Raw genomic sequence first — 14,050 nt, 5'->3', positions numbered from 1 at the left:
AGTTCGCTAAGCTAGGATTGTAGTGTCCTTTGGGTTAAGCAGAAAGCTTGTTCTAATATGTTTGTGATGATAAATGTAGAAGTAGTATAGAGTGAAAGAATGATCTTTAGCACTGTTGTAAAATGGTGAAGGAATAGTCAAAAATAATTTATAAAAACCACATAGCTATCGGTGACTATTATAATTGTTTTTTTTCACAATCTAAAAATAAGCAAACACGAACTACACTAATTTATGCTAATTAATTCGTGTCAATTGGTGTAGTTCGTGGCTAAAATGAATTTAGTTCGTTTAACAAGCAGTCATGAAAAAATAAAACGAAGACATTGGAGTTTTTTTTTTTTCTAATTAAAAATACGTTATTTTTGAGGCAGATAAAGAGCGTTAATATTAAAATAAAATACTTTGAGTACACATAAAAAATTTGATTTGGCATCCTTTAGTTCTATTTTTTTTTCAAGAGATAATCTTAAATTTAATATTCAAAATTTGCGGTACTTGCCTAGATGGGTAATTATCTCGATCGATGTTAGCGTTTTGTTATTGGCATTCTTCTTTACAATTCTAATCTTTAGAGGGACAGGATTGCAGTACATTATTACACCTCACACTATTATATTTACAACAGCTCTTTTCGTAATAAATATTTTCTTTTTTTGGCTATTCCGAACCTATTCTGGAATTATCAGACACTCTTCGTATATTGATGCCGTAAAGATTTTGTTTTCCCAAACTGGAGTGTTAGTAGTCTTTTTGTTTTTTAACTTTTTATTTGAGTATTTGTATCAGGAAAAAGTATTTTTAAACACTGCTTTTTTTATCAATATAGTACTTTCTTTCTGTGGGCTCTTTGTGTACCGCGTAATTATAAAACAAACTTTTGAACTTTATTTTTCTGAAATTGGAAGTGAAAAATTGATTAGAACCATTATTTATGGAACGGATGCCAATGCAATATCAGTAGCCAATGCACTTAAGCTTGAAACTCCAACCCGGTTTAAAATCATTGGTTTTGTAGATAAAAACAATCAAAATGCCTCAAAGAGAATGTTGGATTTACCAATCTTTGTTCAAAAGAAAAAATTGCCAACATTAATGCGTTCTGTAGGTGCTGTAGGTGTGATTATTGCAGATAGAGGTTTGTCTAAAGAGGAAGAGTTAGTCATTATTGAGCAATGCATCGAATTTAATTATAAAGTATATAACTTACCTTCAATTACGGATTGGGAAAATCAAAAAGAAATTTCTCAAAAAGTAAAAACGATACAAATCGAAGATTTACTGGAGAGAAAGCCAATTGTTCTAGATAGTAAGCTAATCTCAAAACAACTGAAAGATAAAACGATCTTGATTACCGGAGCTGCTGGATCAATTGGTAGCGAAATTGTAAGGCAAGTATTAAAATTCAATCCGAAGAAAATTATTCTTTTAGATCAAGCTGAAACTCCATTACATAGTTTGACATTAGAGACGGAGAGTTTAAATTCTGATACTGAAATAGTTAGTTTGGTGGCAGATATTAGAAATAAAGAGGCGATGAAGAGGTTCTTTAAAGTATATACACCTCAGGTTGTTTTTCACGCAGCTGCTTATAAACACGTACCATTAATGGAGGATAACCCTTCGCAAGCGATACTTACTAATATAGAAGGGACTAAGAATATAGCTGATTTATCCTGTTTTTACAAAGTCAAAAAATTTGTAATGGTTTCTACAGATAAAGCAGTTAATCCTAGTAATGTGATGGGTGCAAGTAAGAGAATTGCTGAAAAATATGTGCAGTCATTACAGTGTAAAAATAATAAGCTAAAGGATGAGTCATCTACTAAATTTATTACAACTCGTTTCGGTAATGTTTTAGGTTCGAATGGATCGGTAGTGCCTTTGTTTACAAAGCAAATTGCTGAAGGCGGACCCATTACAATCACTCATCCTGATATAATTCGCTATTTTATGACTATTCCTGAGGCTTGTCAGTTGGTTTTAGAAGCTGGCGCTATGGGTAACGGAGGTGAAATTTATATTTTTGATATGGGCAAACCAGTTAAAATTATAGACTTAGCCAGAAAAATGATTAAACTAGCTGGATTTGTTCCTGAGAAGGAAATCAAAATCAAAATAGTAGGTTTGAGACCAGGTGAAAAATTGTACGAGGAGCTGCTAAATGATTCTTCCAAAACTTTACCAACCTATCACGAGAAAATCATGATTGCTCAAGAGTTACAAGAGGAATTCGACGACTTGAATGATGAAATTATTGATCTGATACATAAAGCTAATTTTCTCGAAAGTGATGATATTGTAATGCAAATGAAGAAAATAGTACCAGAATTTAGAAGTATGAATTCCACTTTTCAATTACTGGATAAATAAAAAGTAGTAATTAATTGACACAAAAAAAAGTTCCCACGGCAATATGCTTTGGGAACTTTTTTGTTTATGGTTTAATAGGGTAATACGGTCAAAAAGAGTTGGTGATTTTCTAAATTAATCGAATTTAAAAAATTGATTGTTTACAATAGCTTCGCTAAGTGGTGCTAAGTCTTTGATTTGTACTTTTAAATCAAATGCTTTTATATGATTATTATGGTGTACATCTGAGCCTACGTAGGTGTACATTCCTTTTTGAAGTAGTTGCTCTGCTGTTTTAGTAATTCCAGCACCGTAATATCCAACAATGGATAATAAATTGAGTTGAAATAAGCATCCTGCTTTTTTTAGTTTGGCGTATTCATTAAAGTTGTTTTGATAAAAAAGATAGCGTTCAGGATGAGCTAGTACTGGAATGTAGCCTGCAACCTGTAAGTCAAAAAGTATGGAGTATAATTGTATAGGTGCATTAATATAGGACATTTCGACTAATACATAATTGTCTTTAAGCGTCAGTAGTTGTCCAGTTTCAAATAAACGGACAAACTGATCATCCATTAAATATTCGGCAGCTGCCCTAAAAGGTACGATTATCTCGTTCTTCTCTAATTGATGGATTGTTTCTGCTTTTTTTGACTGTATTTCGTCGCTTGTGTTATCCCAAACGTGCTGGATGATGTGAGGTGTTGTGATAAACTCCGAAACTCCTATTGCTTGAAGTGCTTTAGTAAGTCGTAATGTGTCTTGGAAAGTTTTGGCACCGTCATCAATTCCCGGTAAAAGGTGAGAATGAATGTCAATATGGTTATCAGGAATTAGATCCTTAAGTGTAGGTTTTGATTTAAATAGTGAAAACATGCTGCAAATTTAGAGCTTTTTTTTACGATTTTGAACTGTTTTATTCTATCAGCGATAGTTATTCAAATTATTCGATAAAAAAGCATACTGTAAGGATTTATTGAAATTTTAATATTTTAGTAAATATATAATTGTAATCATTTTTATTAGTTCTATTATGTGAATTTTTTATAATTATAGTCATAAATATGTATTATAGGTAACTTTTGTGCTAGAGTCAAAGCGCTCAAAATTCCTATTCTCACATGTTTCTTTAGTAAAATAGTGTCATTTTTGCGAGATAACTAATTCACAAATAAATTTAATATGAGGTTAAAATTCAAATGGATTTTTACGCTATTATTAGCGTTATCTATGCAGTTTTCTTTCGCGCAAGAAAAAACTGTCTCAGGTGTTGTTTCAGATGCTTCGGGTCCAATCCCAGGAGTAAATGTTTTAATTAAAGGGAGTTAGTCAGGAGTTCAAACTAACTTTGACGGTGCTTATTCAATAAAGGCAAAAACTGGTGATGTATTAGTTTTTTCTTTTATCGGAATGAATGATGCATCAGTAACGGTTGGATCTTCAAACACTTTAAATGTTAAAATGACTACAGATGCGCAACAAATGGAAGAAGTTGTTGTAATGGGGTATGTTACTAAAAGTAAAAACAGTATGACTGGGAGTTCTAAACAACTTTCAGGTGCAGTTTTAAGTGGTGTTCCTACCGTTTCAGTAGATCAAGCTTTACAAGGTAAAGTTGCAGGTTTACAAGTTTCTAGTTCTTCTGGGATTCCAGGATCGGTGCAGGATATTCGTATTAGAGGTGTAGGATCAATTTCTGCAAACAATCAACCTTTATACGTTATTGATGGCGTTCCAGTGATAAGTGGGGATTTTTCGGGAGGAAATGATAATAGAACTAATGGTAATGAAGGTACCTCTTCATCGATATCTGTTTTGGCTACTTTGAATAGTAATGACATAGAAACTATGACCGTGTTGAAAGATGCTTCAGCAACTGCTGCTTATGGTGCTAGAGGATCAAATGGTGTAATTGTTATTACAACTAAAAAAGGAAAAATTGGAAAGCCTGCATATACTATTAGCAACTCTATAGGATTTCAGAACAACGCTGTTGATGGAAGAACTCCTCTAACTGGAGATCAAAGAAAAGAATTGTATTTAGATGCAATTTTCAATAGTTATGGTACGGCAAATAGTTTTGATAGAGCTGGAGCCGAAAATTGGTTGTTAGGAACTAGTGCTGGATTAAATGCTGATGCAGCAGGTTTACAAGATTGGGATGGAGTTAGCCATAATTGGGGTGAATTATTGAAAAATAAAAATGCAACTGTGCAAAACACTAATTTTTCAGTATCTGCTGGTGATGAGAAGACTACTTTTAACGCATCTTTGGGATATAACAGAACGGAAGCGACAGTTATAGGTGGAGACTTTAAGCGTTTGACAGCAACTTTGGGAGTGACAAGAAAACTAACTGAATCACTTAAGTTTAGTACAAATAACACTTTTTCTGAAGCAAAGCAAAATGGTATTTTAGAAGGTTCAGCTACTTTTAGTAACCCAAATCTTACAAAATATTTCATGAATCCATGGGTTAATCCTTATAACGCCGATGGTTCTTATAATATTGGTGATGGTACAAATGTATCTGATATTGGATATTGGACCTCTTTGCATAATACATTTTATACGTTAGCAAATAATAAAAAAACTAATAATTTGTTAGGTCTTAGATCTAACAATGCTTTAGAATGGAAAATTTCAGATAATTTCAAGTATAAATCTGTGTTTGCAATAGATTATAATATGAATACATTTCATGACTATGCAAACAGAATTCATGGAGATGGTGCTGATGTTAATGGATCTGTTGAACAAAATATTAGAAGAAATACTAATGTTGTTGCTCAAAACTCTATTAATTACACTAAAAAAATAGGTTTACACAGTTTTGACGCTACCGCTTTGTTTGAATATCAGAAAAACAAAAATGACTTTCTAGGTGGATACGGTGAGAATATTGCTGCAGATGGATTAATTTATTTAGATGTAGTTTCAAAAAACAAATCTACTTTGGGTAATTTCTCAGATTGGTTGAATGTTTCTTATTTAGGTTTATTCAATTATTCTTATGATAACAGATACGTATTAGACGCTACTTATAGAAGAGAAGGTTCTTCTAAGTTTGCTCCGGATCATCGCTTTGGTGATTTTTGGTCAGTTGGTACGGCGTGGAATATCCACAATGAGTCATTTATGGAAGGTTCAGTTTTTAATAATTTAAAACTAAGAGCATCGTATGGTACTTCAGGAAATAGTGGTATTAATGAAAATTCATACCAAAGGTTATTAGGTTTTGACGCAAGTTATGATTCTGAACCTGCTTTTTATCCTTCAGCAATTGGAAATGAATTGTTAACATGGGAAAAAAACAACACTGCTGATGTTGGTTTAGAGTTTGGTGTAATGAACAATAGAGTTTCTGGAAGTGTGTCATACTACAACAGAAAAACATACGATCTTTTACAAAGTGTACCAGTTTCTTTGACACAAGGAGCAACATCTCAATTAATGAATGTTGGTTCTGTTTTGAATAAGGGAATTGAAGTAGATATGAATTTTGATATTATACGTGGAAATGATTTTAACTGGTCTGTTTCTGGAAATTATTCTCACAACAATAATGAAGTTGAGAAACTTGCGAAAGATACTTCAGGTAAGGATATTGAAATAACTACTGGTACTAGAATTACTAAAGTTGGTGAGTCTATCAACACTTGGAACATGCGTAAATGGGCTGGTGTAGATCCTGCAAATGGTTTGCCGTTATGGTTTGTAAATGGTGTGGATGGAGCAACAACTTCTGTTTATAATAATGCTAAAGTAGCTATGCAAGGAAAATCTTCACCTGTTTTCTCTGGTGGATTCGGGACTCATCTTGATTATAAAGGAATTTACTTTGATGTATCTTTTTACTTTGCAGGTGGACATAAAGTATATGAAGACTGGGCCTTTTATACACAAAGTACAGGGAACAACACTTTTGTTTCATTCAATGGTACAGAAAGTTTGATGGATAGATGGCAAAAACCAGGAGATATTGCTTCTGTTCCTAAAATGGAAATTGGTGCTGGAAGAAATGCATCTTCTACTTCAACAAGATTTTTATATGATGGAGATTATTTAAGAATGAAAGACTTAGTTTTAGGATATAAATTTAATAATACTATTACTGAAGCGATAAGTCTTGATGGTCTTGATATTTCTGTGAGAGGTACAAACTTATTAACTTTCGTTAAAGATGATAATATGAAATATGATCCAGAAGTTAGAGCAGATGGTTTTACTCGCTTAGTAAGTCCTCCAGTAAAATCAGTAGTTTTTGCAATTAATATAAAATTTTAAGAAAATGAAAAAAATAATATATGGTGCTTTAATTTTTTCCGGAATTTTTTTTAATTCATGTTCGGATAATGATTTAGACCCAACTTTAAGTGTAAATAAAGATGTTACAGCAATCACTAATATAGGTGATTTAAAAGGACTGCTAGCAGGTGCTTACGATAGAATAACTTCTGCAAACTATTACGGAAGAAACATGTTAATTTTTGGAGATGTAAGATCAGATAATGCATATGCTAATGGAAATTCCGGAAGGTTTTTAACTTCAGCTTCTATGGATATGACCAATTCTAATGGAGATGCAGATGCTGCTTTTTTACAAATGTATGCTGTGATTGCAAATTGTAACATTATTATTAATTCTACAATTGAAGGTGATGCAGTTGCTATTGATCATATAAAAGGGCAAGCATTAGCTTTGCGCGCATTAGTTCATTATGACTTGTTGCGTTTATTTGGTCAACAACATATTGGTGTTGGCGGTGGTGATTTGAATTCTTTAGGAATAGCTTATGTTAAGCAATTTTTGGATGTAAAAGATATGAAACCAAAAAGAAGTTCTGTTGGTGAAGTTAAAACCTTTATTTACGAGGACTTGACAAAAGCATTGTCAATGATGAATTCTTCATTAGATGGTGACAAAAAAGCGATTAGAACTGTAACTGTTAATGCAATTAAAGCGAGAGTTGCTTTGTATTTCGGTGATTGGGCTATTGCTAAAGCTGCTTCTCAGGAAGTTTTAGATAATAGTGGAGCTAGAGTTCTTCTAGCATCAGAATATGCAGATTCATTTAAAGGGAGCTTGCAAGCAAACTCTATTTTTGAGTTAGTATTTTCAGCTGATGACAACCGTAGTAATGATAGTTTATTTCAGATATATAACGATACTGCTTATGGCGATATTGTTGTTTTAGAAGATTTAGTACAACAATTTTCGCCTTTAGACGTAAGGGCAAATTTGATTACTGTAGCTGATAAATCAAGATTGAGAAATACAGGTAAGTTTATAAAGTCTGATATTAACGTAGTATTATTCCGTTTTGAGGAGATGTTATTGATCAATGCAGAAGCCTCTTTCAAACTTGACCCAACTGATGTTTCGGCTTTGACAAATTTAAATCTTGTAGCGGTAAATCGTGGTGCATTACCATATGTTACTGTTTCGGTAGCAAACATTCTTTTAGAACGTAGAAAAGAATTATGCTTTGAAGGCTTTAGATTTGACGATATCGCACGTTACAAAATGGATATGCCTGTAGTTGATGAAATCAAACAAACGTATGATGATTTAGGTGCAGCAGGAATTACTTATGGTAGTTACAGATATGCGTTCCCAATTCCGTTGAGAGAAATGAATGCAAATTCTAATACTGTTCAAAATAAAGGATACTAATTAAATAGTAAATTTAACTTTTTAGCCCTTCTGTAATAAACTACAGAAGGGTTTTTTTGTACAATAAAAAGAATGTTTTTTATTTATACGTTTTATAATTTACCTTTACACTAATTTTTATTACAGTAATAATTACCTAACTATACCTTTTCCAAATGAGGATTTTCATTTTTCTAATTTTTCTAGTATTTCCTACGCTATTGTTTTCGCAAACAAATAATAACAGCGACTCTAACTCTAATAGTAAATACCAGCGAGAATCAGACACAACTAAAAAGCAAAAAATAGCTCCTATTGACTTATATAGAGTAATCACCATTGATCGCGATACTACTTATATAGACACATCGCTCACTATAAAAAAAGAATACAGTCACAATTATTTACGAAAAGATACTTTTGGACTTTTGCCTTTTGCGAATGAAGGTCAAACGTATAATACGTTGCAATACAGCTTGACTGATTTTTCGCCTTATCCAGAATTTGGTTTCAAAGCGAAGCATTTTAATTTCATGGAGGCGAACCAAATTAGATATTATTCAGTAGCGACTCCTGTAACCGAATTGTATTTTAAAAGTACCATCAAAAAAGGACAATCTGTCGATGCTTTCATAACGCTAAATACTTCTGAAAACCTTAATTTTTCTATGGCTTACAAAGGTCTGCGTTCTGAAGGTCAATATATAAACCAGTTAGCTAGTACAGGAAATTTCAGGTTTACAACTAGTTATAATACTAAAAACAAACGCTATTTTGCTAATGCGCATTATACGTATCAAGATATTTTAAATGAAGAAAATGGCGGTATAACCACTATTCAGGATTTTGAAAGCGAAGACCCAAATTATAACAATCGGCAACGATTTGAAGTGTATTTTAATGATGCTAAGTCTTTCTTAAAGGGTAAAAGAATATTTGTAGACCATAATTTCAGAGTCAATTCTAAAAAAGGAATCAATAATCTTTACATTACCCATCAGTTTAATTACGAGAATAAGTTTTTCGAGTACAATCAAGCTACGGTTCCTTCAACAGTAGGAAATCAAACAGTGGCTCGTTTTGGGAATTCATTTCTAGACAGCGGAATTAACGATCAGACTCGTTATAACAAAATGTATAATCGTGCAGGACTTGTTTACGAGAATACGGTTTTAGGTAAATTTCTCTTTTTTGTAGATGATTTCAGGTCAAATTACTATTACAGTAGAGTCCTTGTTTTTGATAATCAAGGAACTATTCCTAGCTTTTATAGCCAGCAAATTAATAGTGCAGGTGGGCGATACGAGTATCGCCATGACAAGTGGAATGGAAAATTTTTGTACTCTAGGTCAATAACAGCGCAGTCACTTTCTAACTTAGATGCACAACTGACGTATGATTTAAATGATGAAATTCAGTTAGGATTTCAATATCAAAATATAAATAAACTACCGAATAACAATTACAATTTGTACCAAAGTAGTTATGTGCAGTACAACTGGTCTAACGATTTCAAGAACGAAAAAATTAATACCATAAAAGCAAATGCTATTTCGCCATGGGTCAATGCAGAAGTTCAGTATTCCATTTTCAACGATCACTTGTATTTCAACGATGTTTCTACTGCAGCTCAAAAGCTAGTGCTTACGCAAATTGTAGCACCATCACAGTATGATGGAACAATTAATTATTTGTCGATTAAGGCAAATAGAGAGTTTAAATTTGGAAAATTTGCTTTAGATAATACAGTGTTATATCAAAAAACGGAGCAAAATGTCGCTGTTTTAAACGTTCCGGAAATTGTAACCAGAAACAGCTTTTACTATACGACTTATATGTTCAAAAAAGCGTTGTTTTTGCAGACTGGTATCGTACTAAATTATTTTTCTAAATATTATGCTAATGACTACAATCCAGTAATTGGTGAGTTCTTTGTTCAAAATGAAAAACAGATAGGAAATCATCCAAATCTTGACTTCTTCATCAATGCAAAAATTCAACGAACCAGAATATATTTCAAAGTTGAGCATTTTAATTCTTCATTTACCGGAAATAATTTTTACGCTTCGCCAAATAATCCTTCGCGCGATTTCACCATTCGTTTTGGGTTAATTTGGAACTTCTTCAATTAATTTCAAGCTATTTTTTTGGGCGTTTTTACGTGCTAAGCGCTATATCTTTCCTTGCTTAAAGACAGCAAGCAAAGGATGCCGCTTTTATCACTAACGCAAAATCGAGCAAGCGATAATATTTGTAACAAAATAGTATCTTTGCTGAAAGATTTATAACAAATTATAGTTTTAAAAAATCACACGAAAATGCGCTACTCAGAAAATATTTTAGGTACAATAGGGAACACTCCATTAGTAAAATTAAACAAAATTACAGCCGAAATAAAGGCACTTGTGCTTGCTAAAGTGGAGACATTCAATCCCGGAAATTCTGTCAAAGATAGAATGGCCGTTAAAATGATTGAAGATGCGGAAGCCGATGGAAGATTGCTGCCTGGAGGCACTATTATTGAGGGAACTTCAGGAAATACGGGAATGGGATTAGCTCTAGTAGCTATCATAAAAGGGTATAAGTTAATTTGCGTAATCTCTGATAAGCAGTCTAAAGAGAAAATGGATATTCTACGTGCAGTAGGAGCAAAGGTAGTGGTTTGCCCAACTGATGTAGAACCAACTGATCCACGTTCTTATTATTCTGTATCTAAAAGATTAGCATCAGAAACGCCTAATTCTTGGTATGTCAATCAATATGACAATCCTTCAAATGCTATAGCGCACTATGAGCAAACAGGACCTGAAATTTGGGAACAAACCGAGGAGAAAATTACTCATTTTGTTGTAGGTGTAGGAACAGGTGGAACTATATCTGGAGTTGCTAAATATTTAAAAGAAAAAAATCCTAACATCAAAATTTGGGGAATAGATACTTACGGTTCTGTTTTCAAAAAGTATCATGAAACCGGAATTTTTGACGAAAACGAAATCTACTCTTACATAACTGAAGGAATTGGTGAGGATATTTTACCTAAAAATGTCGATTTTTCTCTTATTGATGGCTTTACAAAAGTAACAGATAAAGATGCAGCAGTTTATACACGTAAGATCGCATTAGAAGAAGGGATTTTCGTCGGTAATTCAGCAGGTGCAGCTATCAAAGGATTATTGCAATTGAAAGAGCATTTTAAACCTGAAGATGTTGTCGTAGTTTTATTCCACGATTCAGGAAGTCGTTATGTAGGTAAAATGTTTAATGATGACTGGATGCGTGAACGCGGTTTTTTAGAAGAAGAAATCACAAAAGCCGAAGATGTCATCAAAGATCATATTGACAAACCATTAATTGTAGTGCGCACCGAAGAGTTAGTTTCACATGCTATCGAGCGCATGCGCAAATATAAAATTTCGCAAATTCCTGTTATTGATGTCACTGGTTTTGTAGGCTCTGTGGATGAAGGTGATTTGTTTCAGTGGTACGTGGCTGACAAAGATGTTGCCGATAAACCAATAAAGGATGTTATGGGAGAACCCTTCCCAATAGTAAAACAAGGAACTTCAATTGAAGAGGTGTCTAAATTATTCACTAGAGATAACGCAGCGGTTTTACTGGAGTTAGAAAATGGTACCCATCATATTATTACTAAATACGATATTATTGGTTCAATAAAGTAACGCTCTTAAGTCCGTTTTGTCAAATGATGTTCGACTGATCGTAATACATTTTGTCAAAATGAGCAATCAAAAATCGTTAATCCTAAATCTAAGATCAAAATGACTTTTACTGCCATAGATTTTGAAACAGCAACGGCATTTCACCCTTGTTCCGTGGGAATTGTTACCGTGGAAAACGGAATTATTGTAGATGAGTTCGTTAGTTTGATTAAGCCGCCAAATAATTTATATTCTCCCTACACTATTCAAGTCCATGGTATTTATCCTCGAGATACTGTAAATGCTAAAAACTTTGCACAAGTATTTCCAGAAATCCAAAAAAGAATAAAAAACAGAGTAATAGTAGCGCACAATGAAAGTTTCGACCGTAATGTTTTAGCTAAATCGATGGCGCTTTATAATTTAGACTATGCTGATTTGAATATTGCTTCACGCTGGGAATGCACGGTAAAAATTTATAAAGCTAAAGGCTTAAAGCCAGCCAAATTGAGCGATTGTTGCCGAGAAATGAATATTCAACTCAATCATCATGAAGCTTTATCTGATGCTAGAGCTTGCGCCAAATTATACCTAATGAAATAATTTTTTAATATAAATACAAAATGCCCATGATGTTCGTCATAGGCATTTTACATTTTTTATATGTGTCTTAGTCGGCAATTAATACTCCAGAAACATTCCAAGAGCTAAAACTTGTGCCTTCTGGAGCTCCTTGAGGTATTTTAATTTGCATGCTGTGTTTTCCTGCTGAAAGCTTTCCTAGTTCAATATAAACTGGTGGAGTTACAGTTCCGGGACACCAGTTAGATCTGCTTAAGTCAGATGAAGAAAGTCCGTCATTGAAATTTCCCGAAGCGGGATTACTCAAGCGATACGATCCACAATCAGTACGCCAAGGAACAAAAGCGAAAATTTCTTTTCCATCTACTAGAATTGTATTTCTCTTTGGCACAAATTCATCCCCATTTCCCCAGCCACCATGACCTGTAGTAATGTATCGCAGTCTATAATTTTTATCGCTTGCCGGAACTTCAAATGTTAGTTCTAATCCTTTTTCAGTATTAAACATCGTTGCATATTGCTGCCCCGCCATTTCCATAACATTGTTTGTGTTGAATAATGGAAGTAACCATTTATCCTCCGACTTAGCTGCGTAGCCTGGATGAATTGTGATATTAAGACTAACTTTATGGCCACCGTTATCGTAATTTCCAATATTCATTCCAATCCAAACTTCTTTCTCGTCCAAAGCAGCAGTCAATTCAGATATATCTTGGCGATAATACACACTGTCTTGCCACACTTTATTTTTCAGTTCTAAGTTGTTGAAATGTTTTACCCCAAATGGAGTGAAAAAACGCATCAGTTCTAAAAGTGGAGCATAGTTTTCAGTTCGAACGACTCCTTGGTATTTTTCACCATTGCCATTTTCATAAACAGGTAATGATTTTGCTCCTTTTTGCAAACCGTCTAAAAAAGAAATCGATTGGTCTGTTGGAATTAGGAATACAGAACCAGTTCTGTCATACGCGTCTCCATTAGATTGTTCTGTGACATCTATAAAAATATTGCTTCCTTTATTTATTTTAGGAAACTTCACTTTTTTGAGGATAATTGTTCCACTAGCAAATTTCAGGATACTATCATTGCTTTTGGGGTTATCCATAAAATTAATAATTTCTTTTTCGAAAACAGGAATAGTGGTAAAACGGCTTTTCCAAAGCAAGTCTTTATAAGTCAGTTGATCTACTTTTTTTGGAAGTGGATTTGGTAAGTCAAGCAGTGCAGGAGTGTTTTTTAAGATTTCAATTTTGCTAGCAGTTGTTTTTGTATTCCCATTTCGCACCATTTCAAGTACCAGACCTAAATCTTGTCCTAGAGCAGTAGGAGCTCCTTTTAAATTTAAATCAGTAGTGAACCATAATTCAATACTGTTCGAGTTGATGGAGGTTGTCGCTTTTTTACAAGTGTAACCTAATATTTTTTTAGTTTGATCTGTAATAGTGAATTTCTGTTTTCCCAATGCCAAACTGTCCACACTAAGAATAGCGCTTTTGTTTTTGAATTCAGCCAGTTGTGAAGTAGTTTTGAATTGAAAATCCACGTAGGTTTGTTCAATTGGAAAATTAGCTTTTTTAAGAGTGATTTTCTCGGTTGTAACCAAGCTCATTTTTTTAGAAGTGAAGAGAAGTATGGGGTCTTGATTTTCAAATACTTTACCGTTATTACTTCTTAAATAAGTAACTTTTATTGATTTAATATTTTTTTGTGCTTCCGCTGTAAAGATAAGCGCGAACGCAAAGAATAAAACAAAGTGCTTTTTCATGATGGTGTATTGTTAAGTGAGCAAATATAAATAAAT

The 14,050-nt window shown here is 33.4% G+C and carries 9 protein-coding genes; 7 read left to right on the top strand and 2 right to left on the bottom strand.

Annotated elements, in window-relative coordinates:
• The first annotated feature begins 405 nt into the window (after positions 1-405).
• Positions 406-2,373 (top strand): polysaccharide biosynthesis protein, encoded by a 1,968-nt coding sequence (locus LNP27_RS00730; RefSeq protein ID WP_229942641.1) that lies wholly within the window; start codon positions 406-408, stop codon positions 2,371-2,373.
• Positions 2,374-2,487: 114 nt separating this feature from the next.
• Here the strand turns inward: LNP27_RS00730 and LNP27_RS00725 are convergent, their stop codons facing one another.
• The gene (locus LNP27_RS00725) at positions 2,488-3,228 is read right to left on the bottom strand and encodes a tyrosine-protein phosphatase (protein ID WP_229942640.1); all 741 of its coding nucleotides are present in this window, start codon (positions 3,226-3,228) and stop codon (positions 2,488-2,490) included.
• A 306-nt stretch (positions 3,229-3,534) separates the two neighbouring features.
• On the opposite strand from LNP27_RS00725, the gene LNP27_RS00720 reads away from it, so the two are divergent.
• The 6 genes from LNP27_RS00720 to LNP27_RS00695 all read left to right on the top strand — a co-directional run bounded on the left by LNP27_RS00720 (position 3,535) and on the right by LNP27_RS00695 (position 12,270).
• The gene (locus LNP27_RS00720) at positions 3,535-3,681 is read left to right on the top strand and encodes a carboxypeptidase-like regulatory domain-containing protein (RefSeq protein WP_229942639.1); all 147 of its coding nucleotides are present in this window, start codon (positions 3,535-3,537) and stop codon (positions 3,679-3,681) included.
• 36 nt (positions 3,682-3,717) lie between these two features.
• Positions 3,718-6,639, top strand: a complete 2,922-nt coding sequence (locus tag LNP27_RS00715) for a SusC/RagA family TonB-linked outer membrane protein (protein ID WP_229944084.1) — start codon at positions 3,718-3,720, stop codon at positions 6,637-6,639.
• A 4-nt stretch (positions 6,640-6,643) separates the two neighbouring features.
• Complete coding sequence (locus tag LNP27_RS00710) at positions 6,644-8,029, top strand: RagB/SusD family nutrient uptake outer membrane protein (RefSeq protein WP_229942638.1); 1,386 nt, start codon at positions 6,644-6,646, stop codon at positions 8,027-8,029.
• Between the two features lie 155 nt (positions 8,030-8,184).
• Positions 8,185-10,140: a putative porin gene (locus LNP27_RS00705; RefSeq protein ID WP_229942637.1), complete on the top strand. Its 1,956-nt coding sequence runs from the start codon at positions 8,185-8,187 to the stop codon at positions 10,138-10,140.
• A gap of 186 nt (positions 10,141-10,326) precedes the next feature.
• Positions 10,327-11,688 carry a pyridoxal-phosphate dependent enzyme gene (locus LNP27_RS00700; protein WP_229942636.1) on the top strand — a complete coding sequence of 454 codons (1,362 nt, stop codon included), beginning with the start codon at positions 10,327-10,329 and terminating at the stop codon, positions 11,686-11,688.
• A gap of 99 nt (positions 11,689-11,787) precedes the next feature.
• A complete protein-coding gene (locus LNP27_RS00695; RefSeq protein WP_229942635.1) occupies positions 11,788-12,270 on the top strand; it encodes a 3'-5' exonuclease in 483 nt (160 codons plus the stop codon).
• Positions 12,271-12,337: 67 nt separating this feature from the next.
• Here the strand turns inward: LNP27_RS00695 and LNP27_RS00690 are convergent, their stop codons facing one another.
• The gene (locus LNP27_RS00690) at positions 12,338-14,014 is read right to left on the bottom strand and encodes a PNGase F N-terminal domain-containing protein (protein WP_229942634.1); all 1,677 of its coding nucleotides are present in this window, start codon (positions 14,012-14,014) and stop codon (positions 12,338-12,340) included.
• Between the last annotated feature and the right edge of the window lie 36 nt (positions 14,015-14,050).

The organism is Flavobacterium galactosidilyticum (assembly GCF_020911945.1).
In the GTDB taxonomy this organism is placed as follows: Bacteria; Bacteroidota; Bacteroidia; order Flavobacteriales; family Flavobacteriaceae; genus Flavobacterium; species Flavobacterium galactosidilyticum.
The sequence above is the reverse complement of the archived record's forward strand: the minus strand, read 5'-3'. Positions and strand labels throughout refer to the sequence as shown.

Bases quoted from the DNA above. Each gene is read 5' to 3' on its own strand.
- LNP27_RS00690 (WP_229942634.1), bottom strand. From the start codon at position 14,014: ATGAAAAAGCACTTTGTTTTATTCTTTGCGTTCGCGCTTATCTTTACA.
- LNP27_RS00725 (WP_229942640.1), bottom strand. From the start codon at position 3,228: ATGTTTTCACTATTTAAATCAAAACCTACACTTAAGGATCTAATTCCT.
- LNP27_RS00700 (WP_229942636.1), top strand. From the start codon at position 10,327: ATGCGCTACTCAGAAAATATTTTAGGTACAATAGGGAACACTCCATTA.
- LNP27_RS00705 (WP_229942637.1), top strand. From the start codon at position 8,185: ATGAGGATTTTCATTTTTCTAATTTTTCTAGTATTTCCTACGCTATTG.
- LNP27_RS00710 (WP_229942638.1), top strand. From the start codon at position 6,644: ATGAAAAAAATAATATATGGTGCTTTAATTTTTTCCGGAATTTTTTTT.
- LNP27_RS00695 (WP_229942635.1), top strand. From the start codon at position 11,788: ATGACTTTTACTGCCATAGATTTTGAAACAGCAACGGCATTTCACCCT.
- LNP27_RS00720 (WP_229942639.1), top strand. From the start codon at position 3,535: ATGAGGTTAAAATTCAAATGGATTTTTACGCTATTATTAGCGTTATCT.